The 22,383-nt window shown below is 32.1% G+C and carries 23 protein-coding genes and 1 riboswitch; of the genes, 10 read left to right on the top strand and 13 right to left on the bottom strand.

Annotated features, from left to right (window positions below; translation table 11 throughout):
• Positions 1-8 precede the first annotated feature (8 nt).
• The 3 genes from ade to VBY68_RS06510 form a co-directional block, all read right to left on the bottom strand.
• On the bottom strand, positions 9-1,631 hold the full coding sequence (gene ade / locus VBY68_RS06500; protein WP_415269268.1) for an adenine deaminase: 1,623 nt from the start codon (positions 1,629-1,631) through the stop codon (positions 9-11).
• 90 nt (positions 1,632-1,721) lie between these two features.
• Entirely contained in the window at positions 1,722-3,314 is a 1,593-nt protein-coding gene (gene pckA, locus VBY68_RS06505; protein WP_099215878.1) for a phosphoenolpyruvate carboxykinase (ATP), read from the bottom strand.
• 86 nt (positions 3,315-3,400) lie between these two features.
• Positions 3,401-3,781 (bottom strand): DUF423 domain-containing protein, encoded by a 381-nt coding sequence (locus VBY68_RS06510; protein ID WP_415269269.1) that lies wholly within the window; start codon positions 3,779-3,781, stop codon positions 3,401-3,403.
• Positions 3,782-3,861: 80 nt separating this feature from the next.
• Between VBY68_RS06510 and VBY68_RS06515 the strand changes: the two genes are divergently transcribed.
• The 6 genes from VBY68_RS06515 to VBY68_RS06540 all read left to right on the top strand — a co-directional run bounded on the left by VBY68_RS06515 (position 3,862) and on the right by VBY68_RS06540 (position 11,338).
• Entirely contained in the window at positions 3,862-5,232 is a 1,371-nt protein-coding gene (locus VBY68_RS06515) for a saccharopine dehydrogenase family protein (RefSeq protein WP_099215876.1), read from the top strand.
• Between the two features lie 113 nt (positions 5,233-5,345).
• A complete protein-coding gene (locus VBY68_RS06520; RefSeq protein ID WP_415269270.1) occupies positions 5,346-5,915 on the top strand; it encodes a Crp/Fnr family transcriptional regulator in 570 nt (189 codons plus the stop codon).
• Between the two features lie 82 nt (positions 5,916-5,997).
• The gene (locus VBY68_RS06525; protein ID WP_415269271.1) at positions 5,998-7,272 is read left to right on the top strand and encodes an NAD(P)/FAD-dependent oxidoreductase; all 1,275 of its coding nucleotides are present in this window, start codon (positions 5,998-6,000) and stop codon (positions 7,270-7,272) included.
• Positions 7,273-7,278: 6 nt separating this feature from the next.
• Positions 7,279-8,034, top strand: coding sequence for a DJ-1/PfpI family protein (locus tag VBY68_RS06530; RefSeq protein WP_415269272.1), 756 nt, complete (start codon positions 7,279-7,281; stop codon positions 8,032-8,034).
• Between the two features lie 109 nt (positions 8,035-8,143).
• A riboswitch (cobalamin riboswitch) is annotated at positions 8,144-8,330 on the top strand.
• Positions 8,331-8,517: 187 nt separating this feature from the next.
• Positions 8,518-10,842, top strand: coding sequence for a 5-methyltetrahydropteroyltriglutamate--homocysteine S-methyltransferase (gene metE, locus VBY68_RS06535; RefSeq protein WP_415269273.1), 2,325 nt, complete (start codon positions 8,518-8,520; stop codon positions 10,840-10,842).
• Between the two features lie 67 nt (positions 10,843-10,909).
• Entirely contained in the window at positions 10,910-11,338 is a 429-nt protein-coding gene (locus VBY68_RS06540; protein ID WP_415269274.1) for an acyl-CoA thioesterase, read from the top strand.
• Between the two features lie 28 nt (positions 11,339-11,366).
• Here VBY68_RS06540 and VBY68_RS06545 read toward each other — a convergent pair whose 3' ends face one another.
• From VBY68_RS06545 to VBY68_RS06560, 4 genes are all read right to left on the bottom strand, one after another.
• Entirely contained in the window at positions 11,367-12,086 is a 720-nt protein-coding gene (locus VBY68_RS06545) for a tRNA1(Val) (adenine(37)-N6)-methyltransferase (protein ID WP_415269275.1), read from the bottom strand.
• Positions 12,087-12,292: 206 nt separating this feature from the next.
• A complete protein-coding gene (mnmC2, locus tag VBY68_RS06550; protein WP_099215869.1) occupies positions 12,293-12,952 on the bottom strand; it encodes a tRNA (5-methylaminomethyl-2-thiouridine)(34)-methyltransferase MnmC2 in 660 nt (219 codons plus the stop codon).
• 7 nt (positions 12,953-12,959) lie between these two features.
• Positions 12,960-13,379 (bottom strand): hypothetical protein, encoded by a 420-nt coding sequence (locus VBY68_RS06555; protein WP_415269276.1) that lies wholly within the window; start codon positions 13,377-13,379, stop codon positions 12,960-12,962.
• Positions 13,379-13,891, bottom strand: a complete 513-nt coding sequence (locus VBY68_RS06560; RefSeq protein WP_415269277.1) for a DUF4920 domain-containing protein — start codon at positions 13,889-13,891, stop codon at positions 13,379-13,381. Before VBY68_RS06560 ends, VBY68_RS06555 begins: the two co-directional genes overlap by 1 nt.
• Before the next feature lie 119 nt (positions 13,892-14,010).
• Between VBY68_RS06560 and VBY68_RS06565 the strand changes: the two genes are divergently transcribed.
• The gene (locus VBY68_RS06565; protein WP_099215866.1) at positions 14,011-15,060 is read left to right on the top strand and encodes a branched-chain amino acid aminotransferase; all 1,050 of its coding nucleotides are present in this window, start codon (positions 14,011-14,013) and stop codon (positions 15,058-15,060) included.
• Between the two features lie 67 nt (positions 15,061-15,127).
• A complete protein-coding gene (locus VBY68_RS06570) occupies positions 15,128-16,039 on the top strand; it encodes a TlpA family protein disulfide reductase (RefSeq protein WP_415269278.1) in 912 nt (303 codons plus the stop codon).
• Positions 16,040-16,085: 46 nt separating this feature from the next.
• Here the strand turns inward: VBY68_RS06570 and VBY68_RS06575 are convergent, their stop codons facing one another.
• The 3 genes from VBY68_RS06575 to VBY68_RS06585 are packed head-to-tail and all read right to left on the bottom strand — an operon-like array spanning position 16,086 to position 17,894.
• Positions 16,086-16,472, bottom strand: coding sequence for a pyrophosphohydrolase domain-containing protein (locus VBY68_RS06575; RefSeq protein ID WP_028892423.1), 387 nt, complete (start codon positions 16,470-16,472; stop codon positions 16,086-16,088).
• Between the two features lie 10 nt (positions 16,473-16,482).
• Positions 16,483-17,163, bottom strand: coding sequence for an HAD family hydrolase (locus VBY68_RS06580; RefSeq protein WP_415269279.1), 681 nt, complete (start codon positions 17,161-17,163; stop codon positions 16,483-16,485).
• Entirely contained in the window at positions 17,163-17,894 is a 732-nt protein-coding gene (locus VBY68_RS06585; RefSeq protein WP_274639139.1) for an SDR family NAD(P)-dependent oxidoreductase, read from the bottom strand. The genes VBY68_RS06580 and VBY68_RS06585 overlap by 1 nt, the downstream gene beginning before the upstream one ends.
• A gap of 39 nt (positions 17,895-17,933) precedes the next feature.
• On the opposite strand from VBY68_RS06585, the gene VBY68_RS06590 reads away from it, so the two are divergent.
• Positions 17,934-18,146, top strand: a complete 213-nt coding sequence (locus VBY68_RS06590; protein ID WP_237270910.1) for a hypothetical protein — start codon at positions 17,934-17,936, stop codon at positions 18,144-18,146.
• A 2-nt stretch (positions 18,147-18,148) separates the two neighbouring features.
• Here VBY68_RS06590 and VBY68_RS06595 read toward each other — a convergent pair whose 3' ends face one another.
• The 3 genes from VBY68_RS06595 to VBY68_RS06605 all read right to left on the bottom strand — a co-directional run bounded on the left by VBY68_RS06595 (position 18,149) and on the right by VBY68_RS06605 (position 21,798).
• A complete protein-coding gene (locus VBY68_RS06595; protein WP_415269280.1) occupies positions 18,149-19,069 on the bottom strand; it encodes an ion channel in 921 nt (306 codons plus the stop codon).
• An 88-nt stretch (positions 19,070-19,157) separates the two neighbouring features.
• Positions 19,158-21,191 carry a dipeptidyl-peptidase 3 family protein gene (locus VBY68_RS06600; RefSeq protein ID WP_415269281.1) on the bottom strand — a complete coding sequence of 678 codons (2,034 nt, stop codon included), beginning with the start codon at positions 21,189-21,191 and terminating at the stop codon, positions 19,158-19,160.
• A 46-nt stretch (positions 21,192-21,237) separates the two neighbouring features.
• Complete coding sequence (locus tag VBY68_RS06605; RefSeq protein ID WP_415269282.1) at positions 21,238-21,798, bottom strand: DNA-3-methyladenine glycosylase I; 561 nt, start codon at positions 21,796-21,798, stop codon at positions 21,238-21,240.
• A gap of 99 nt (positions 21,799-21,897) precedes the next feature.
• Here VBY68_RS06605 and VBY68_RS06610 point away from each other — a divergent pair, with 99 nt between their 5' ends.
• Positions 21,898-22,332, top strand: coding sequence for a DUF6146 family protein (locus VBY68_RS06610; protein WP_415269283.1), 435 nt, complete (start codon positions 21,898-21,900; stop codon positions 22,330-22,332).
• Positions 22,333-22,383 lie beyond the last annotated feature (51 nt).

The following is a 22,383-nucleotide window of genomic DNA, read 5'->3' on the forward strand; positions in this document are numbered from 1 at the left end:
ACTTCAGGTTATTTAACCTCTAAAGAGGTAAATTTAAATGTGTTTCCATCAAACAGTCCTTTATCTGATAGCTTTAAAGATGGAATTACCAACAATGCCATAAAAGATAAGGTCATATATGGAGCTCGTAGTTTACTTCCTTGCTTTTTTGCCATGACGTCTAACTCTGCATAGGCTTTCCCTATTTCAATAGCTGACTTATCTGACATAATTCCTGCTACTGGGAGAGGAACTACTTTTTCTTCGGATGCAGTTACCGCACAAACTCCTCCTTTATTTTCTATTAATAAATTAACTGCTTTGCAAATCAATTCATCAGATACTCCTACTGCAATAATATTATGTGAATCATGACCAACAGAACTCGCTATTGCTCCTTCTTTTAATCCGAAGTTTTTAATAAAGGCTATGGATGGTTCTGCATTTTCATAACGGTTTACTACCGTCATTTTCAATACATCATTCTCTACATTTGAAACTAAATTTCCATCTTTTATTAAAGAATCTGCTTCTATTTCATTCGTCACTAATTCTCCATCTAAGGCTTCAATAACTCGAATCTTTTCAGACGCTGAATGAAACTCAAAATCAGCAATATTTTTTTTATCAGTATCAAAATTATTTAGTACTTCAAAGTCTACATGTTGTACGAATGACTCTCCTTTTTCGGCTACTAATTCCCCATTGATATAGGTTTGTAACACCTCAAACTTTTGTAAGTCTTTTACTACTATAAAATCAGCATCATCCCCTTCGTTTAAAGTTCCTACATCCAAATTATAATGTTTTACTGGATTGATACAAGCAGCTTGTAATACTTTAAAAACATCTATTCCTTTCGCTACTGCACGCTCACATAATTGGTTGATATGTCCTAATAACAAATCATCTGGATGCTTATCATCAGAACAAAACATCATGTTCTCATAATATTCAGGAAGTAAATCAATCAGTGCTTCGAAGTTTTTTGCAGCACTCCCTTCTCGAATGATGACTTTCATTCCTTTTTGTAATTTTTCTAATCCTTCTTCATAAGTGAAACATTCGTGATCGGTATAAATTCCTGCTGCTATGTATTTGTCTAAATCCTCTCCTCTTAATCCTGGTGCATGTCCATCTACTGGCTTATTATAATGTTTTGCCCAAGCTATTTTTTTCAACACTTCTTCATCTTGATAAATGACTCCTGGGTAGTTCATCATCTCTGCTAAATACTTGATATCAGGATTCTGCATCATTTTTTTGATGTCTTCTGAATCAATTACCGCTCCTGCACTTTCAAAAGAAGTTGCTGGCACGCATGACGGCGCTCCAAAATTGAATTTTAACGGAACTTTCTTTCCGTTTTCAATCATAAAGTCAACTCCTTTCACACCTAGCACATTGGCTATTTCATGTGGGTCAGATACCGTAGCTACGGTACCATGAGTTACCGCTATTTTTGCAAATTCTGATGGTACTAACATCGAGCTTTCAATATGAATATGTGCATCTATAAATCCAGGTAAAATATAGTTATCTAAAGTGTTTTCTACCTCTCTAATTTGTATAATCTTTCCTTCTTTAACCTCAACTTCTCCTTTAAAGATTCGTTTATTTTGTATATCGACTATATTTCCCTGTACAATCATGCTAAAATTTATTTATTGCTAAAATACTGAGTATTTTCCATAAAAAAAGCATCCATAGTGGATGCTTTCTTTGTATTTATGTTTTAAAGGTTACGCTATTGGTCCACCTTTAATAATTTCCTCGCTTGCCATTTCTTCAAACTGAGCAAAGTTCTTTCTGAATGAATTAGCTAACTCCATAGCTTTTGCATCATAAGCATCTTTATCTGCCCATGTTTGCTTTGGATTTAACACTTCATCAGGAACATTTTCACAAGTAGTTGGCATTGATAATCCAAAAATTGGGTGTTGTACAAATTCAACGTTTTCTAAATTACCTTGTAAAGCTTCAGTAATCATAGCACGAGTGTACTTTAATTTCATTCTGCTACCAGTACCGTAAGCACCACCTGTCCATCCAGTATTAATTAACCAAACGTTTACTCCTGCTTCTTGCATTTTCTTGCTTAACATTTCAGCGTAACGTGTTGGGTGTAATGGCATAAATGGAGCTCCAAAACAAGCTGAAAAACTTGGTAATGGCTCATTAATTCCAGCCTCAGTACCTGCTACTTTTGCTGTGTACCCAGAAATAAAGTGATATGCTGCTTGACCTGGTGTTAATTTAGATATCGGAGGCAATACTCCAAAAGCATCTGCTGTTAAGAAGAAGATGTTCTTTGGGTTTGAACCTTTAGATGGTGTTTGAATATTTTCAATGTGATAAATTGGATAACTTACACGTGTATTTTGTGTAATTGATGTATCAGCAAAATCCACATTTCCTTTATCGTCCATCACAACATTTTCAAGGATTGCTCCTCTTTTAATTGCTCCGTAAATTTCTGGTTCTTTCTCTTGAGATAAGTCGATTACTTTTGCATAACATCCTCCTTCAAAGTTGAAGATTGTGTTTTCAGCAGTCCAACCATGCTCATCATCACCAATTAAACTACGATTTGGATCCGTAGATAAAGTAGTTTTACCTGTACCTGATAACCCGAAGAAGATAGCAGTATCACCATCTTTACCAACGTTTGCAGAACAGTGCATTGGTAACGTGTTTTTAAATACTGGTAAAATAAAGTTTAACGCAGAGAAAATTCCTTTCTTAATTTCCCCTGTATACCCTGTACCACCAATTAATGCTATTTTTCTAGTAAAGTTTAAGATAGCAAAGTTGTGTTGACGTGTTCCATCTACTTCTGGATCAGCCATAAAACCTGGAGCGTTTACTACTGTCCATTCTGGAGAAAAGTTTTTCAACTCTTCTGCTGTAGGGCGTAAAAACATGTTGTATGCAAACATGTTACTCCATGGGTATTCGTTTACAACACGAATATTTAGCTTGTAATCTTCATCTGCACATGCATAACTATCACGCACAAATATCTCTTTGTTTGATAAATAGTTTGTTACTTTATCGTATAGCTTGTCAAATTTTTCTGAATCGAAAGGGATGTTAATATCTCCCCACCAAACTTGGTCTTTAGTTATATCGTCTTTAACGATAAAACGATCCATTGGAGAACGACCTGTGAACTCACCTGTTTTAACAGCTAATGCTCCAAAACTGGTTTCTACTCCTTGTTCTTTTTCAATAGTGATGTCGTGTAACTCGTCTGAAGTTAATTGATAACGAACCGTAGCGTCTTTTATGCCTAAGTTATCTAACGATATCGTTTTCGTATCAAGATTTGTCATCTTAAAAGATTTTAGTTGTGTTTAATTTTGGACAAAAATAGTTCTTTTTGATTAAAAAGATGAATCATACAAAGATTTTATCAACTTTAACCTTTAATAACTTTTTTAAAAAAGCTATACGTTAATAGACTCCACCCCACGATTAATAGTAATCCTCCTAAAGGTGTTATAAACCAAATTGCTTTTGCAGGAACATTCACTAGATAAATTAGATAAATTGATCCTGAAAACAATAAAATCCCAGCTATTAAAAAATAACTAATCCTGTTCTTTTCTTTGTTTGTGAACTGAGTAAACATGTTTACAAAAAGTAATAATAGTACATGAAAAAACTGATAGCGTACAGCGGTTTCAAAACTCTCTAAAGCTTCTGGTGTTAATTTCGTTTTTAAGGCGTGGGCTCCAAAAGCTCCTAAAATAACAGCAACCACTCCTAAAACCGCTGCTGTTGTTAAATTTTTATACATTATTTTAGTTTTTGTTTAAATTTAAACTTTTTTAGCGATATTGTCGCCTCAAAATTTATTGATAACAAAAATACATTATAATGAGAAATATATTGATAATTGGTGCTGGTAGATCAAGCTCTTCACTTATAAAATATTTATTAGATAAATCTTCACAAGAAAACCTACATATAACTATTGGTGACGTTTCATTAGAAAGTGCTCAATCTAAAGTTAACAATCATTCAAACGCTACAGCAATTCAACTAGATGTTTTTAACGCAGAAGAACGCTCAAATGCAATTCAAAAAGCAGACATTGTTATTTCAATGTTACCTGCTCGTTTTCATATTGAAGTAGCTAAAGATTGTATTACTTATGGTAAACATATGGTTACTGCTTCATATATTTCTGATGAAATGAAAGCTCTAGATGAAGAAGCTAAAGCTAAAGGATTAGTGTTTATGAATGAAATTGGTCTTGACCCAGGAATTGATCATATGAGTGCTATGCAAGTTATTGATCGTATAAAAGAACAGGGAGGAAAAATGTTATTATTTGAATCTTTTTGTGGTGGATTGGTAGCTCCTGAAAGTGACACTAATTTATGGAATTATAAATTTACTTGGAATCCTAGAAATGTGGTATTAGCTGGTCAAGGAGGAGCTTCAATGTTTATTCAAGAAGGAACCTATAAGTATATTCCATACCAAAAGTTATTTAGAAGAACTGAATTTTTAACAATTAACGGTAGTGGAAAATTTGAAGCGTATGCAAACCGTGATTCTTTGAAGTATAGAAGTATTTATGGTTTAGAAGATATTAAAACCATGTATCGTGGAACTATTCGTAAAGTTGGTTTTTCTCGTGCTTGGAATGTATTTGTTCAATTAGGAATGACTGATGACACTTATACTATTGAAGATTCTGAGAATATGAGTTATCGTGATTTCACAAATCTTTTCTTGGCATATTCTCCTTCTGATTCTGTAGAGTTGAAATTCCGTTCGTACTTAAAGATAGACCAAGATGATTTAATGTGGGATAAATTTTTAGAGTTAGACATTTTCAACCCAAATAAAAAAGTAGGATTGAAAAACGCAACTCCTGCTGAAATTTTACAAAAAATATTGATGGATTCTTGGACTCTTGAAGCCAAAGATAAAGATATGATTGTAATGCACCATATTTTTGGATACCAATACAAAGAAGATAAATTCCAAATAGAAAGTAGTATGGTTATTAAAGGTGATGATCAAACTTACACTGCAATGGCAAAAACTGTTGGTTTACCTGTAGCCATGGCTACCGTACGTATTTTAAATGGTGACATTACAACTCCTGGTGTACAATTACCAATCAACAAAGAAGTATACGAACCAATTTTAAAGGAGTTGGAAGATTACGGAATTAATTTTGTTGAAAAAGAAGTACCTTATTTAGGGTATAACCCTGAGAGTATAAAAGGATAAAATCTTCCAGAACTAATAAAAAAGGCACCAATATATTGGTGCCTTTTCCTTTTAAAACTAAAGAGAGTCTTTATAAAGTTAGTATTTTTACACCTCAATACTACCACTAACATATGGCTGAAAGCATTTTAAAAAATCACATTAAAAATTACGCAGATCTTTCAGAAGAAGAATTAACTGAAGTACTTTCTTTTTTTGACTGTCAGTCCTTCAAGAAAAAAGAAACTTTACTACCTACAAGTAACCGTTGTGATAAACTATTTTTTGTTGCTAAAGGCTGTTTACAATTATATTTTATTGATGATTTAGGCTATCAAAAAACTACACAATTTGCTTTAGAAAATTGGTGGTTAACTGATTTTTTAGCTTTTCAGAATCAAAAACGTTCTAACTTTACTATAGAGACAGTTGAAAATTCTGTAGTTTTTTCAATCTCCTCTTCAAAGTATAATACGTTATTAAATCAATTCCCTTTATTAGAAAAGTACTTCCGAAACATATACGAAACAGCTTATGGAGCTGCTTTAATGCGCTTAAAATACATAAACAGCTACTCTAAAGAAGAAATGTATTTTAGGTTTAAAGAAGATTTTCCTGAATTTGTACAGCGAGTTCCTCAATATTTAGTTGCTAGTTTTTTAGGATTAACTCCTGAATACTTAAGTGAAATTAAAAGAAAGTAACTTTTCTTAAGCCAGTTTATTTTTTACTAAAACCTACTTAACTACCTTTGTACTTATATTAATTTAAGGGCATAATAGCATTATGAAAAATATGAAAAAACTTGTCGTTGTTGGCGGCGGGTTTGCTGGATTAGAACTTATAAAAGGATTAGGAAATTCAGAAGATTATCAGATTATTTTAGTAGATAGTAACAACTACAATTTCTTTCCTCCTTTAATCTACCAAGTATCCACCGGTTTTATGGAGCCATCTGCAATTAGCTATCCATTCAGAAAAATTTTAAGAAAATTTAAAAACGCCCGTTTTCGACTCGGTACTCTTGAAAAAGTTGTTCCAGAAGAAAACAAAATAGTGGTAAGTAATGGAGAAATAGAGTATGACATCTTAGTAATGGCTACTGGTACAGAAACTAACTTTTTTGGAAACAAAAGCATTGAAAAGTACAGTTTACCAATGAAAACTATTAGCGATGCCTTGTCTCTTAGAAATGTTATTTTAACTCGATTTGACCGTGCTACTAGAATCCACAATCCAGAAGAAAGGAAAAAGTGCTTAACTTTTGTTATTGCAGGAGCTGGACCTACTGGAGTTGAACTCTCAGGGATTTTAGCTGAAATTAAAACTTCAATTATAATAAAAGATTACCCTGAGCTAGATGAAAATGATTTTGGTGAAATACACCTAATTGATGGTCAAGATTCTGTTTTAGCACCAATGTCTAAAAAAGCACAAGAATACACTTCTAAAAAATTAAGTGAACTAGGGGTTAAGCTAACAATGAATACAATGGTTAATGACTTTGATGGCGAAACCGTGTATTTGTCAAACGGAGAAGAAATACATACTAAAAACCTTATATGGGCAGCTGGTGTATCTGCTAAAACATTTGATGGTTTTTCAAAGGATAGTTTCGGCGCAGGTAGAAGATTAAAAACAAACCAATTTAACCTAGTACATTCATATGATAATATTTACGCCTTAGGAGACTGTGCCTTGATTCTAGGAGACAAAAACTATCCTAACGGACACCCACAATTGGCGCAACCTGCCTTACAACAAGCAAAAAACTTAGCTAAAAATCTTCATAAGAAAAATAATAAATGGAAAGCTTTTCAATACACTGATAAAGGTTCTCTGGCTATTATTGGAAGAAACAAAGCTGTACTTGACTTCCCTGGACAGAAACAGTCTTTAAAAGGTTTTATTGCTTGGCTAATTTGGATTTTTGTACATATCATGGGGCTTGTAAACTTTAAAAACAAAGTAAGAACTCTATACAACTGGTTAGGCTACTACATATATAAAGACCAATATTTTAGAATGATTATTAAACCTACAGAAAGAGATAAAAAATAAAAAAACATGAAAAAAATTAGCTTTATAACAATGCTGATATTTGTAATTATTGCTATCAGCTGTAATTCTAAGAAATCGAAAACCAACAAAAAAACTGAGGAAGTTGAACAAGTTATATCTCCATCTGATACACTAACTAAACACCTAAAACCATTTAACCCTGATTTACCAACTATAGGACTTTTAATGTTTAACGGAGTTTTACAAGGAGAAGTTATAGCAACGTCAGATGTATTTGGAAAAGTAGACAAAGATGGTAAACAACTTTTTAATGTAGTTACTATAGCTGAAACAACAAAACCAATTACCACCGAAGAAGGAATGCATTTTGTTCCTGACTACACTTTTGATAATTGTCCTAAATTAACAGCTTTATTTGTACCAAGTGCTTACGATATGTATGCACAAGTACACAATGCTAAAGTTATAGATTTTATAAAATCAAAAAATCAAGAAACCAAATACACTGTTAGTAATTGTGCTGGAGCTAATTTAATTGGTAAATCTGGTATAGCTGATGGCCATAAAATTGTAACATGGATTGGTGGTGGTGAACAGCTTCAAAAAGATTACCCTAATTTAAAAGTTCAAAACGACAGCTTGGTAACTTTTATTAAAGATGGTAAATTTTTATCTTCAAACGGAAATTTAGCAAGTTATATTTCAGCTTTAGAACTACTCGAAATCATGACAAATACTGAACATAGAAAATTTATTGAAAGCTACTTATATCTGGATCAACTTAAAAACTGGGAAAAATAACAAAATTTAAAATCTTGTTAAAACTCAAGAAGCATCAGTATACTGATGCTTTTTTTATTCTCTATTCTTAAAAAATAATACATACATTTACCTCGATAAGTTCTTTACATACTTCATCAACCGGAAAGGTTTTACTTAGCTGTAGATTAATAGGGAATCGTGTGAAAATCACGAACTGTCGCGCAACTGTAAGTAACACACTAAAGGTTTTTATCCTAGTATATCCACTGCCAAAAGCGGGAAGGATGATAAAAACTGTTATAAGTCAGGAGACCTGCCTATTCGGATATTGACAATGCTTTCGCGATTTGAAGCTTTTGGGTCATACCGATGATATATTTTAACGCACACTTTCACTTATGAAATGCTGTGCTTTTTTGGTATGTCATTATTTCTCCTCAAACATCACATCGTTTTTTAGTATTGCGAAGCATCTAAAAGAGCTTTTAAAATTAATGTTTAATTATAAAAGTTTAAAAGAAAATGCAAACGCACATTCTTGGCTATCCGCGTATAGGTAGCAACAGAGAACTCAAAAAAGCCTGCGAGCAATATTGGTCGGGCAAAACTAGTTTACAAGAACTTCTTGAAACAGGAAGAAACATTTGTCAACAAAATTGGAAAACACAACAAGAAGCAGGTATAGACCTTATTCCTTGTAATGATTTTTCTTATTACGATCAGGTGTTAGATATGACACTTACTGTTGGCGCTATTCCTAAACGTTACAATGAAGTAGCTTTAAAAATTTCAAACTCTGAACTTGATCTTTATTTTGCCATGGCAAGAGGGTATCAGAAGGATGAACTTGATATCACTGCTATGGAAATGACTAAATGGTTTGACACAAACTACCATTATATCGTTCCAGAGTTTTATAAAAATCAAGAATTCGAGCTATTTTCTAACAAAATTATTAATGAATTTGTTGGAGCTAAACAAGCAGGTATTAATGCCAAACCTGTAATTATCGGTTTAGTTAGTTACCTCCTTTTAGGTAAAGAAAAAGAGGAAGGTTTTGATAAATTAGATTTAGCTTCAAAACTACTTCCTGTTTATATTGAAATTTTACAAGAACTTCAAGCACAAGGTGCTGAATGGGTTCAGTTTGACGAACCTTTTTTAGCGTTAGACTTAAGTGAAAAAGCCAAAGAAACATATCAATTTATATATAATGAGATTAGAAAAAAATTCCCTAAACTAAAGTTTATAGTTACTACTTACTTTGAAGGTTTAAAAGACAATCTCTCATTAGCTAATACACTTCCTATAGATACTCTACACATCGATTTAGTTCGTTGTGAAGAACAATTAGATGATGTATTGAACACGCTTCCTGAAGATAAAACTTTATCATTAGGTATTGTAGATGGTAGAAATATTTGGAAAAATGATTTTGAAAAATCGTTGCAACTTATCCAAAAAGCTACTGATAAATTAGGTTCTGACAGAGTTTTTATAGCTCCTTCTTGTTCCTTATTACATGCTCCATGTGATTTAGATTTAGAAACATCTTTAGACAATCAAATTAAAGAGTGGTTTGCTTTCGCAAAACAAAAACTTACAGAGGTAAGCTTGTTAAAAAAGTTATCTCAAAGTACGAGTGATGAACCTGTTTTAAACGCTTTTGAAGAAAACAAAAAAGCTATAGCTAGTAGAAAATCCTCAACATTAATTCACCATAATGATGTAAAACAGCGTGTTGATGCCGTTACTGAATTTGATTCTCAAAGAAAAAATGAGTTTTCAGTTCGTAAAAAGGCTCAAGAAAAAGTGTTGAACTTACCATTATTCCCTACCACAACTATTGGTTCATTCCCTCAAACCAAAGAGGTAAGAAGCTGGAGAGCTCAGTATAAAAAAGGAAATTTAAGTAGTGAGGAGTATAAATACTTACTTAAAAAGGAAACTCAAAAAACCATTCAATGGCAAGAAAAAATAGGTCTTGACGTATTAGTTCATGGTGAATATGAACGAAACGACATGGTAGAGTATTTTGGCGAACAACTTGCTGGGGTAAGCTTTACTCAAAAAGGTTGGGTTCAGAGTTATGGTAGTCGTTGTGTAAAACCTCCTATTATTTATGGAGATGTTTACCGACCTCATCCAATGACTGTTTATTGGTCACAGTACGCTCAATCTTTAACTGACAAATGGGTTAAAGGAATGCTAACTGGGCCTGTTACTATTTTACAATGGTCATTTGTGCGAGATGATCAACCTCGCTCAGTTACGTGTAAACAAATTGCATTGGCTATTCGCGATGAAGTTGCTGACCTTGAAAAAGCAGGTATCCGAATTATTCAAATTGATGAACCTGCTATAAGAGAAGGACTCCCTCTACGAAAATCGGGCTGGGAAAATTATCTAAAATGGGCTGTTGAAGCTTTTAAAATTTCATCATGTGGTGTAGATGATGCTACACAAATACACACGCACATGTGCTATTCTGAGTTTAACGACATCATTCAAAACATCGCTGATATGGATGCTGATGTGATAACAATTGAATGTTCACGCTCTCAAATGGAGTTGTTAAATGCTTTTGCTGATTTTAAATATCCAAATGAAATTGGCCCAGGAGTTTATGACATTCATTCACCTAGAGTTCCTTCAAAAGAAGAAATGATTGAGTTACTACACAAAGCTCAAAAAGTTATTCCAGCTTCTCTACTTTGGGTAAATCCTGATTGCGGTCTTAAAACTAGGCATTGGGACGAAACTGAAAAAGCATTACTTGCTATGGTTTCTGCTGCAAAAGAAGCTTCATTAAGCTACAATACTAACACCTTAGAAACTGTAAATTAACAATGGTAAAAGTGCTTGAATAACTATTTCTTTCAGGCACTAATTACACCAACATATATATAAAATAATGACTACTGAAGAAAAAATAACTCAATCGGAAACACGAATTTTCAAAGCTGTATTTCCAAATACAACCAATCATTATGATACGCTATTCGGAGGAACAGCCATGCAATTAATGGATGAAGTTGCTTTTATTACTGCAACACGATTTTGCAGACAAAAAGTTGTAACCGTAAGTAGTGATAAAATTGATTTTAAAAAGCCTATTCCTGCTGGGACTATTATTGAATTAGTAGGAAAAGTAAGTTATATAGGCAACAAAAGTTTAAAAGTTACCGTTAAAATTTTTACTGAACAGATGTACTCTCAACATAGAGAAAAAGCCATCGAAGGTGAGTTTACTTTTGTTGCGATAGATGAAAATAAAAACCCAATAGTAGTTATAAAAACAGATACAGAGGAACTACATTGTTCACAACAAGAACAAAATTAAAGCTTCGAAAATGTAACCATACAAAAGGTTACATTTTCAAATAAAAATCTTTTGTAAGATTAATATAGGCATCAGTATACTGGTGCCTTTTAGTTTCTATAATTAATTCTTCTTCTTGTATAGAACTTTCAGTAAACGATAGCTCTAATAAACTACGCTTTATTTCTGACATTGGATTTCCTTTTACTCTACAAACCCTGTTTAGGTATAAGTTATGTTTTTTAGCTAGCTTGATAAAATCCGCTTCTTCTTTAAAAGGTATAATGGTTGAGAATCTTCCGTTTTCGGACAATATTTCACTCACTCCTTTAAGTAACTCTTCAAAAGACAGCGAACTCGTAAATCGTGCTTTATTTCTCGCTAAATCTTCCGTTTCGTAGTTATCGGTATAAAATGGCGGGTTGGATACAATTATATCATACTCTTCTTCTTCTTCAGACATTTCTTCTGCAAATTCCACAAAAGAAGCATTGTAACAAAAGAGCCTATCCCCCCAATCTGATTGCTCAAAATTCTCTACAGTTTGCTCATAAGCATCTCCATCAACCTCTACGGCATCAATAGTCATTGCATCACTTCGTTGTGCTAACATTAATGAAATGACTCCTGTACCTGACCCAACATCAAGCATTGTATCTGGAAAATCTCCCAAATTACACCATGCACCTAACAACACAGCGTCGGTACCAACTTTCATTGCAGTTTTATCTTGATGTACCGCAAACTCTTTAAATTGAAATGGCTTCATTTATAAAAATCTCCCAAGAATTTTTTCTGCATTGAAAAATAAATACAATACAATGATTAATAAGATTACTAGAAACAATCCTCTTTTAGGATTTCCTTTTTTTCGGTTACCGAAGCGTCTTTTAAACTCCATTTGTTTATTTTTCTAATTACTACATTAATTATGCTGAATGCTTTACTCCTCGAAGCATTTAGCTACACTGAATATTACTCGCCTACTTTCGTAGCTCGTAACATTTCTCTTTTTCCTGGAGGCCCGGGTAAGCGCTCTACATCAAACCCTACTGCTTGCATTGCTCTTCGTACACTTCCTTTAGCTGAGTAGGTTACTAAAACCCCTTCTGGTTTTAACGCAGCAAACATAATTTTAAAAATATCTTCCGTCCACAAATCAGGTTGTACTCTTGCTCCAAAAGCATCAAAATAAATCAAATCAAAACTATTTTCATCAGTTATTTCAGCAAAAAACTGTTTACGCTTAGTCAATGAAAAATCGGGAGTAATATTGTGATTTTCTTCCCAAGAAACTTTGTGAATTTTATCAAAAAGTTCTCTTTTATCATTAGCTTCCAACTCCGTAACATAGTTCAGTTTCTCTACTTCTTCTTTGGCTACTGGATAAGCTTCAACACCAACATAATCAATATTTCTATCTGCTTCTAAAAGCGTAATAAAACAATTGAGTCCTGTACCAAAACCTATTTCTAAAATAGAAACACTTTTAGTATCTACATACTTTAGTCCATTTCTAATAAATACATGATATGCTTCTTGTATTGCGCCATGCTTAGAATGATATTGTTCATTCCAATCTGGTAAATGAATGGTTGTAGAACCATCGGACGTTATGATAATTTCCCGTTTTATAACTAAACTATTTAATCAGTAACTTTTTAATTCTTGGTATTGGTCCTGTACAAGTTGTTTTATGACAGGCAATACAACTGTTTACTGCTTGATTAAAATTTTGTTTTAAAGAATCTTTTGACCCTGAATACACTTGCTGCATATTTTGAATATACTGTTTTGAAAAAGCTTCAAAACTTATATTCCTATCTGCTGGATCTGTTAAAACTGCAGAGTGAATATTCAAATAAGTTTCAGGAAAATCACCTATTGATTCTCCTTCTAGAATCTTATTCTTAATTGTCATGTTTCCTTCATACATAGCATTCATTAAAGCTGCCATTTCTGAAGATTGATACATAATGAGTTCTTCTTTTTGTTCTTCCTTTTTCTCCTTACAAGAAAAAAGCGCCAAAGACATCAATAAAACAATAATTGATTGTTTCATTATTTCTTCATTAATACTCCATCTGCTTCAAAAGCATAGGTATATTTTGGTTCTGTAATTTTTGCTATTTCTTCTTCCGATTTTCCAGCGTCTTTAGCATAATGTTGTAATTCATCTACAGAAATCTCAGTAACAAAAGCTTTACCATTTACTATCACCTCTTTATTATCTGCATTTAAAGGCATAAAAAAACCATAATCTTTAAAACGCACCATTGATTCTTGTTCTTCACCCAAATCTAACTTCATCCAACATCCCTTTTTCTTACATACCTCATTAATTGTTGAAGTGAATTTTATGTTTAGGGTATCTCCTTTTTTTAAATTTTTGAATTTAGTTCGCATTTCTTCAGCAGAAATAGCATCTGCATCTGAAATTTCTTCTCCAAATGATGCGTATTCTACTTTTTGTTCTTTAGCGCTATTTACATCAGAAGTTCCATTCTTTTTTACAACCTTACAAGAAATAAATGCTATGCTCAAAACCATAGCAAAAACTAGTAGTCTTTTCATTTTCAAAATTTTAAAATTAACATTCAACAAATATACTTATATTTCTTCTAGCAAGAAGCTAAACTTAAAATATACCACTAGATTTCGTATCTTCGTAGCACTTCTAAAACTACAACACAATGAATATTGATATTGAGCTTATAAAAGAGTCAAAAATAGATACGGTAGATTTTAACAACTTAGCATTTGGTCGCACTTTTACGGATCACATGTTAGTCTGTGATTTTGCTGACGGAGAGTGGAAAACACCAAAGATTATGCCTTACGGGCCTTTATCTTTTGAGCCATCGGCTAGAGTTTTTCATTACGGACAAGCTGTTTTTGAAGGAATGAAAGCTTACAAGGATGATAATGATGATGTGTTTTTATTTCGTCCAGATGAAAACTTTCATAGAATTAATAAATCTGGTGCTCGTTTAGCGATGCCTCCAGTTCCTGAAAACGTATTTTTTGAAGGATTAAAAAAACTTCTTGAGTTAGACAATGCTTGGATTAAAAAAGGTGTTGGAAACTCGTTATATATCCGTCCATTTATTATTGCTTCTGAAGGTGCTATTGCTGCTTCTCCTGCTGAGGAATACAAATTCATTATTATTTGTTCGCCTGCTCAAGCATATTATGCAGGTGAGGTTCGTGTTATTTTTGCTGAAAAGTATAGTCGTTCTGCAGATGGTGGTGTTGGATTTGCAAAAGCTGCTGGTAACTATGCAGCACAGTTTTATCCTACCAGTTTAGCACATAAAGAAGGGTATCAACAAATTGTTTGGACAGATGCTAATACACATGAATATCTTGAAGAAGCTGGCACTATGAATATCTTTTTTAGAATAGGAGATAAACTAGTAACTGCACCAACTAATGACCGTATTTTAGATGGTGTTACTCGTAAGTCAATTATTCAACTTGCAAAAGATTATAATATAGATGTTGAAGTAAGAAGAGTATCGGTTGCTGAAATTAAAGAAGCTGCAAAAAAAGGTGAACTAAAAGAAATCTTTGGTTCGGGTACTGCTGCTGTAATAAACCCTATAAAAGGTTTTAAACATCAAAATGACTCTTTTGAGTTACCTGAAGTAAGTGATTCTTATGCTTCTTTCTTTAAAGAAAAACTACTTAACATTCAGTATAACAAATTAGAAGACAAGCATAACTGGAGGGTTAAAATTTAATCATTTCATTTAAAAAAGCTATATTAGTAAACGGAATTAAGTTATTTTAATAAAAAATTCTAAAGAAATGAGAAATATTATACCTGCTTTATTATCAATAGGAGCTGGTTTTGCTATTTCGTTTTTTGGATTAGATTTTTATTCTAATTCATTAGAAAACGGAAATAATATCACAGCCCAAAGTAGTGAAGTTACTGCTCCTATAGAAACTGTAGAAACTTCTTCTGAGGAAGAAGAGGAAGCCCCTGAAGAAAACTTAACTGTTAATGAGTCTTCAGCTAGTTCTACCTCTATTGACACTGAAGATATTCAGAAAAGTTTTGATAACTGGGAAGCTTACACAAAAGAAAATATTGACTTAATGTCAACCTTTACCCCTTTAGATGATGAGGGAGCTATTATGGAAAAGGGAATCTTTTTAACCTTGCTTCGTACTGGTGCCTATATTCCTGTTAAATCTGAAAAAGACGGTAAAGTACTGTATCAGCTTACAGGTATTGATGATTCCGCAGACGAAAAAATTAAGAAATCAATTGTTAGCAAAGCTTCAATAGCTCATCAATATTTTAAAATGGAAGGTAAAAAACTTCCTGATTATAATTTTGTTGACTTAAAAGGTAAAGCACATAACAAAGCGGATACAAAAGGTAAATTACTAGTAATTAAATGCTGGTTTATTACTTGTAAGGTATGCGTTGAAGAGTTTCCTGAATTAAATGAACTTGTAGACAAGTACAAAGATGATAAAATAGAGTTTGTTAGTTTGGCTTTTGATAAAAAAGATGAACTTGTTGAGTTTTTAGAAACTAAAGAGTTCAAATATCCAACTATTCCTGAACAAAAGGATTATATGGCCAAAAAACTAAAAGTAAAACAATATCCTACTCATTTAATTGTAGATGCTAATGGTGTTATTATTAAAATGGTTAGTAATGTAAAAACATTAACATCAGAATTAGAAAGAATTATGGGTAAATAAATAGAAAAACAAAATGTAAAAAAGCTCCTCAATGAGGAGCTTTTTTTTATTTATCTAAAATTTCTTTAATGTTTGGCTTAAAGTAATTAGGTCCTTTCAACACTTTACCATCTTCACGATAAATTGGCTTGCCATCTTCTCCTAACTTGCTCATATTACTTCGTTGAATTTCATTGAATACTTCTTCTATTTTATGTTGCATTCCATGTTCAATTATAGTTCCACATAAAATATACAGCATATCTCCTAAAGCATCTGCTACCTCAACCAAATCATTATTTTGAGCAGCCTCTAAATACTCTTCATTTTCTTCTTTCATCAAATTAAAACGAAGTAAGTTTCGTTCTTCTCCAATGTTCGCTGTTGGCTCATTTTTTATTCCTAACCCAAATGCTGAATGAAATTCATGTACTGCTTCAATTCTTTTTTTCATTTTATATAACTTATATGATTTGTAACTCTGTTTTTACTTTTTGAAAATTAAATCTTGTCCAGTCTTCAATATGACTCTTAATCCCTTCTTGTTTAAAATCTGATAGATTTTTATTTCTAATTCCTAAGAAATTTACTCCTAAGTTTTTTGCTGTTCTTAAATCCCAAATACCATCCCCAACCGAAATAATATTTTTAAATTCCTGAACTTGAAAATAGTTTTTTGCTTTGTTAATTGCTGAGTTTACTATTTCTTCTCTTCTAAACAAATTATTTGAGGCTTCTACTAAATTTGGCACAAAATTTATATTTGCTTGTTCTAATTTAATTAATGCTGGTTTTAGTAAAGAACCCGTTGCAAAACAAATTGCATAATCGGTTTCTTTCATAAAGAAATCAACTATTTCTCCTGCTCCATGTATTTCTTCTGTTTTTGCGAAGGACAGTAATAGTTCTGTCATTTTTTCCTCAAACTCAGGAATGAAAGAAAAATTAAACGTTGAATTAAAATTGGCTTCGTAATTCCATTTTAAAATATAACTATCAGTCACATTCTCATAGCTTTTCCAGTCTTGATTAACTTTAATTATCCCAAAACTTTTCATTGCTTCTACATATGCTTCTTGATGTTGGTTTTCACTTTTAGTTAATGTATCATCAATATCAAACACTATTAAGTTTTCTTTCTTCATTATGTAGCCATTTTTAAAACTCTTGCTGGCACAACTTTTAGCACCCAAGCTATCAAGCTCCATCTTTTTGAGATATAAGCTACTCGTTTTTTTCGTTTTATTGCTGAATATATTTGATTAACCGCTTTTTCTAGAGGTACCATCCAAAAAATACCATCGCCTAACGCCATTGCTGTATCTACAAATCCTGGACGAACATCTGTAATAAACACTTTCTTTGTTTTGATGGATTTTGTTTTAATATACAGGCTTTCTAAATATGCTTTTTGATACGCTTTTGATGAGAAATAATCTGGCGCTGCTCTATTTCCTCTAATAGATGCTATAGATGAGATTCCCACTAAATGACCAAAACCTTGTTTTTTAAACAATTTATAAGCTAAAGCATATAGTTTTGTTACTCCTAAAACATTCGTGTTTATGGTTTGTTCTTGTTTATCCCAGTTCAACTTTGGGTTTACAAAACCAACTCCTGAAGATTGTATCACTAGATGAACTTCTCCTAATTCTTCTACTATCTCATTAAACACTTTTTCAACCTCATCTACTTGCTGTATATCATTTTGCTTAATGAGTACTTGACTTGGATGTTTTTTCTTCAGCTCTTCTAGTTTTTCGAACCTTCTACCCGTTACTGCTACAATATAATTTTCTTGTATTAGTTTTTCTACAAGCCCTTTTCCAATACCTGATGTACCTCCAAAAATAATTGCTGTTTTAGTTTTCTCCATTCTAAAATCATTCTTTAACTTTGCTAAAAATACAATTTTATGTTTATACTTATTGCTGCTAAAATGTTTACTACGGGCAGAATCATTTTTGCTAGTTTATTTGTAATAGCTTTTATTATTTTGATGTTTTTTAGCTACAAAAAGGATGCTAAAAACAATAAGAAATATTATCAAAATGCAGCTATTTATGTGGCAATAGGAATTGCAGTTGTAATTGCATTATTATTCTTATCAAAACTACTAACAAGGTAATTCTAATTCATTTTTGATATTTCACTTAATTTTGAGTGATCTAATACAGTATTACCTTCTTCATCAAAATAAAATGATGATGTATACTTCACATCTACCTCAAGAGAAGAGAAATTGTACGAAGTAATTTGATATACTTTTTGTCCAAAAGATTCTTCATGATATTGCATTAAAACATAAAGAACTCCGTTTAATTCACTTATTTCTTTGTTTGAATATTTATGTAACGGACTTTTTTCATCTATTTCATGTACAACTGTCCAAACGGTCGGCAAGTATATAATTTTATTTCTTTCTAATTTAAGTTCATAGAATTGACGCTTGTATTCTCCATTCATTTTTTTTTCTGAAAGGGATAATGTTACAGTTATTTCTGGCTCTATCATTACTGTTTTACGACGATTCATTAACCTAAACATTAATGCTCTACCTTCTTTAAAATCTCTTAAAATTAAATTTTCACTAAAACGGATAGATGCTTTTGCTTTTGAAAAACGCCCATATAACAATCCTGTAATAAAAGAAAAACTTAACAAACCAATCATTGCCTCAAAAGCTGCAATAACATTTGCTGCAATACCTTTAGGGGCGATTCCTCCATACCCTACTGTTGTTAGGGTTTGTGCACTAAAGAAAAATCCATTTAAAAGATCGTCTAAAAAATTGCCTTTTGAAGGTGTTATTTGTTCTATCCCAATAAACACATATACAAATGCAAAAAGAATATTCAATAGTGAATAGCCAATGAGTATAAATGCAAAAAATTGCCACCACGGTAATTCTATAAAAAAAGCATACAAGTCATCAGCTCCAAACCTTCTGTTTGCATGAACAACATTAGAGCTACCATCTGCATTTATTATTCTTTGAGCATTACTACTGGAGCTATAACCTAAACCAGGATCTTTTACTTTTTTTGCCATTTATCTTTTATTAATCCCTCTAAAAATACAAAACCGATTCTAATCAGAATCGGTTTTGATATTTTCAACTATTTTAAAACTTAATTTCTTAGTTTTTTACTGGTAAGAAATTATAGTTTTTAGCATAGAAGTTCATTTGCTCTTCAAAAGTTTCTGGTTGCTTGATCTTAATATCAGTGATGTTTCCATCAGCATCTGTTACTGGCTCTAATACAGGATTTACAAATCCGCTGTAAGGAGCAGATGTAAACTGTGCATTACGATCTAAAACTTCTTTATGAATATCTTGATCTACTTTTACTCCGTAACCTTCTACTAATGCTTTTGCAGCTTCAAAATCTCCTTCTGATTTAATTCTTTGCGCTTCTTTTAATAAACGACCAAAAATCTCACGAAGCTTCTCATAATCGTTGATATTATAATATGTCTTACCATCTCTGGTAACTTTTTCAATTACATTATCTTTTGCTCCTTGTTCAAAAGCCCAAGCTGAAACCCATTGACGGTTTACCATGTGGTCTTCTTCAATATCATCTCCTAAGTTAATTCTGATTAACTGAGTCATTAATCCATTTCTTATATATCCATCATAAGCAGCTTTACCTACTTTTTGCCAGTCATCAACTAATCCTAACTCTTGTAATTTAGGATCCATTAAATAATACAGCCCAACTAAATCTGCTCTACCCTCTTCCATAGTAGAAGCATAGTTCTTTAACGTTTCTTTTGGTTGGCCAATTCCATCATTAATTACACCTGAAGCATGTCCGATTACCTCATGTAATGCTGTGTGTAATTTATCCGCTAACTTACCGTTTTTAATCTCTAAATCGATTTCTTCTTGATCATTAGCAAATTCTTTTAAACGTCCAGTTCCTCCAGCATTATTATATGAACCTATAATATTTCCTAACGATACTGATTTAGAACCATGTTGTTGACGAATCCAGTTATTGTTTGGTAAATTCACTCCAATTGGAGTACTTGGCGACGCATCTCCTGCTTCACCTGCAACATTTACTGTTTTATATGATACTCCTACAACATCTTTCTTTTTGTGACTTGGATCTAACGGAGAATTATCTTCAAACCACTGTGCATTGTCTGATAATACTTTCATTTTTTTAGACATATCAAAGTCTTTGATTTGTACGATTGTTTCGTACGAACCTCTGTACCCTTTAGGATCATTATAAACTTCAATAAAACCATTAATCCAATCAATGTTTCCTTCTGTAGATTCTACCCAAGCAATTGCATATTCATCCCAAGTATGTAAATCTCCTGTTTTATAGTATTCGATTAACAACTCTAACGTTTTGGCTTGCTTTTCGTTTTCTGCTACTTCTTTAGCTTTTTCTAACCAATAAATAATTTTATCGATTGCTTGTCCGTACATTCCACCAGACTTCCACACTTTTTCAACTAGCTTTCCTTCTTCACGAACTAATTTAGAATTTAATCCAGCCTCAATTGGTTGTCCTTCTGGTCCTTTATCTGCTTTCGCATAAAACTCTTCTACATCTTTACTAGTAATATCAGCTCCGTAAAAATTTACTGCAGATGCTAATACATTATCTACTCCTGCTTTTTTGTTTACTTTTTTAACATCTTTATCATTGAAAATAACGTCTAATGCTTCAGCAGATAACTCAGTATTAGTTTCTTTTAATAACGTTTCTAAGTATTCTTTAGAAAACGTAGGCTTTAACTTATCGTTAGAGTAATGATGATGGATTCCGTTTGAAAACCATACTCTTTTTAAATAAGTTGTAAACGCTTTAAAATCTTCGCTTTCTTTATCTCCTTTAAAGTTGTTATTGATATTTTCTAAAGCTGCTCTAATTTCAAGATTATGACGGTAGTTTTGATCCCACATAATATCACGTCCAGATAAACCAGCCTGAGTTAAATAGTACACTAACTTCTTTTCTTTTAGTGTTAACTCATCAAACCCTGGAATTTGATAGCGTAATACTTTTATATCAGCAAATTGCTCAACAACATACTCAAACTCTTTTGCCTTTTTTTCTACTACTTTAGGCTCTTTTTTTGCATCTACACCACAAGAAGTTAATACTCCTGCTGCTGCAAACACACAAAGCATTTGTTTTAGTTTCATTTATATAGTTTTTAATTTATTTTTTTGAATGCTAAAATTACGAAATTTAAACTTCATGGTATCTAAAACAGTCCGTTGTATGGTCATTTACCATTCCTGTTGCTTGCATATGCGCATAAATTACAGTTGAGCCAACAAACTTAAATCCTCGTTTTTTTAAATCTTTTGAAATAGCATCAGAAATCTCTGTGGTAGCCGGGACCTCTTCCCTTTTTTTAAACTTATTAATTATTGGTTTACCGTTTGTAAAATCCCAAATATATTTTGAGAACGACCCAAACTCCTCTTGCACTTTTATAAACAATTGTGCATTAGTTATTGTAGCTTTTATCTTTAGTTTATTCCTTATAATCCCTGCATCTTGAAGCAACTCTTCATATTTATCTTCAGAGTATTTTGCTATTTTTTTGTAATCGAAATTATCAAACGCCTTTCTAAAGTTTTCTCTTTTCTTTAAAATCGTAATCCAACTTAAACCTGCTTGAAAGGTTTCTAATATTAAAAACTCAAACAATTTATCATCATCATATACGGGTACTCCCCATTCATTATCATGATACTCAATATATAATGGGTCATCACTAACCCAAAAACACCTTTTCTTCATTTTCTATTATTTAATGCTGAAAATTACTGTTAAACAAGTTAAAAATCAATTAAAAATGGAATAATTTTTGCACTTTTATAATTACAAATCATACTGATTATGAAAACCTTACAACGTATTATATTTCTTAGCATTATCGGAGTTTTGTTATGGTCTTGTAGTTTTACTCCTATAAAAAATGCTTCAAACACTCAACAAAAAGAGGAACCTGTTGTAATTGCTAATGATAGTTTAGAATATGAAATTATAATTATAGATCCTGGTTTTACTACCTATTTAAACAGCATTGCTAAACCAGAAGGCTTTTATTCACAACAATATCTCGAAAATAAAAACCGCCTTTATGTAAATACATGGAATTATCGAGCTAGAAATCCTCTACAGTTTAATTCAAACATTTATGAAAATATAATTGATTATAGTCCACATGTTGATTATGGTTATGAAGTAAACTATAAACTTTTTAATTATTTTGAGTTCGCACAACGAAAATATCGCATGAATTTAGGTGTAGGAATAAATCGCTGGAACTAGCAAAATCTTAGTAAAAAGGCGTCTTTCTAAAAACTGTATATTTGCTCAAAA

This window comes from Tenacibaculum ascidiaceicola (assembly GCF_047470925.1).
Classification (GTDB): domain Bacteria; phylum Bacteroidota; class Bacteroidia; order Flavobacteriales; family Flavobacteriaceae; genus Polaribacter; species Polaribacter discolor.

Coding starts and splice junctions, on each gene's coding strand:
- ade (WP_415269268.1), bottom strand. CDS start 1,631: ATGATTGTACAGGGAAATATAGTCGATATACAAAATAAACGAATCTTT.
- pckA (WP_099215878.1), bottom strand. CDS start 3,314: ATGACAAATCTTGATACGAAAACGATATCGTTAGATAACTTAGGCATA.
- VBY68_RS06510 (WP_415269269.1), bottom strand. CDS start 3,781: ATGTATAAAAATTTAACAACAGCAGCGGTTTTAGGAGTGGTTGCTGTT.
- VBY68_RS06515 (WP_099215876.1), top strand. CDS start 3,862: ATGAGAAATATATTGATAATTGGTGCTGGTAGATCAAGCTCTTCACTT.
- VBY68_RS06520 (WP_415269270.1), top strand. CDS start 5,346: ATGGCTGAAAGCATTTTAAAAAATCACATTAAAAATTACGCAGATCTT.
- VBY68_RS06525 (WP_415269271.1), top strand. CDS start 5,998: ATGAAAAATATGAAAAAACTTGTCGTTGTTGGCGGCGGGTTTGCTGGA.
- VBY68_RS06530 (WP_415269272.1), top strand. CDS start 7,279: ATGAAAAAAATTAGCTTTATAACAATGCTGATATTTGTAATTATTGCT.
- metE (WP_415269273.1), top strand. CDS start 8,518: ATGCAAACGCACATTCTTGGCTATCCGCGTATAGGTAGCAACAGAGAA.
- VBY68_RS06540 (WP_415269274.1), top strand. CDS start 10,910: ATGACTACTGAAGAAAAAATAACTCAATCGGAAACACGAATTTTCAAA.
- VBY68_RS06545 (WP_415269275.1), bottom strand. CDS start 12,086: ATGAAGCCATTTCAATTTAAAGAGTTTGCGGTACATCAAGATAAAACT.
- VBY68_RS06555 (WP_415269276.1), bottom strand. CDS start 13,379: ATGAAACAATCAATTATTGTTTTATTGATGTCTTTGGCGCTTTTTTCT.
- VBY68_RS06560 (WP_415269277.1), bottom strand. CDS start 13,891: ATGAAAAGACTACTAGTTTTTGCTATGGTTTTGAGCATAGCATTTATT.
- VBY68_RS06565 (WP_099215866.1), top strand. CDS start 14,011: ATGAATATTGATATTGAGCTTATAAAAGAGTCAAAAATAGATACGGTA.
- VBY68_RS06570 (WP_415269278.1), top strand. CDS start 15,128: ATGAGAAATATTATACCTGCTTTATTATCAATAGGAGCTGGTTTTGCT.
- VBY68_RS06575 (WP_028892423.1), bottom strand. CDS start 16,472: ATGAAAAAAAGAATTGAAGCAGTACATGAATTTCATTCAGCATTTGGG.
- VBY68_RS06580 (WP_415269279.1), bottom strand. CDS start 17,163: ATGAAGAAAGAAAACTTAATAGTGTTTGATATTGATGATACATTAACT.
- VBY68_RS06585 (WP_274639139.1), bottom strand. CDS start 17,894: ATGGAGAAAACTAAAACAGCAATTATTTTTGGAGGTACATCAGGTATT.
- VBY68_RS06590 (WP_237270910.1), top strand. CDS start 17,934: ATGTTTATACTTATTGCTGCTAAAATGTTTACTACGGGCAGAATCATT.
- VBY68_RS06595 (WP_415269280.1), bottom strand. CDS start 19,069: ATGGCAAAAAAAGTAAAAGATCCTGGTTTAGGTTATAGCTCCAGTAGT.
- VBY68_RS06600 (WP_415269281.1), bottom strand. CDS start 21,191: ATGAAACTAAAACAAATGCTTTGTGTGTTTGCAGCAGCAGGAGTATTA.
- VBY68_RS06605 (WP_415269282.1), bottom strand. CDS start 21,798: ATGAAGAAAAGGTGTTTTTGGGTTAGTGATGACCCATTATATATTGAG.
- VBY68_RS06610 (WP_415269283.1), top strand. CDS start 21,898: ATGAAAACCTTACAACGTATTATATTTCTTAGCATTATCGGAGTTTTG.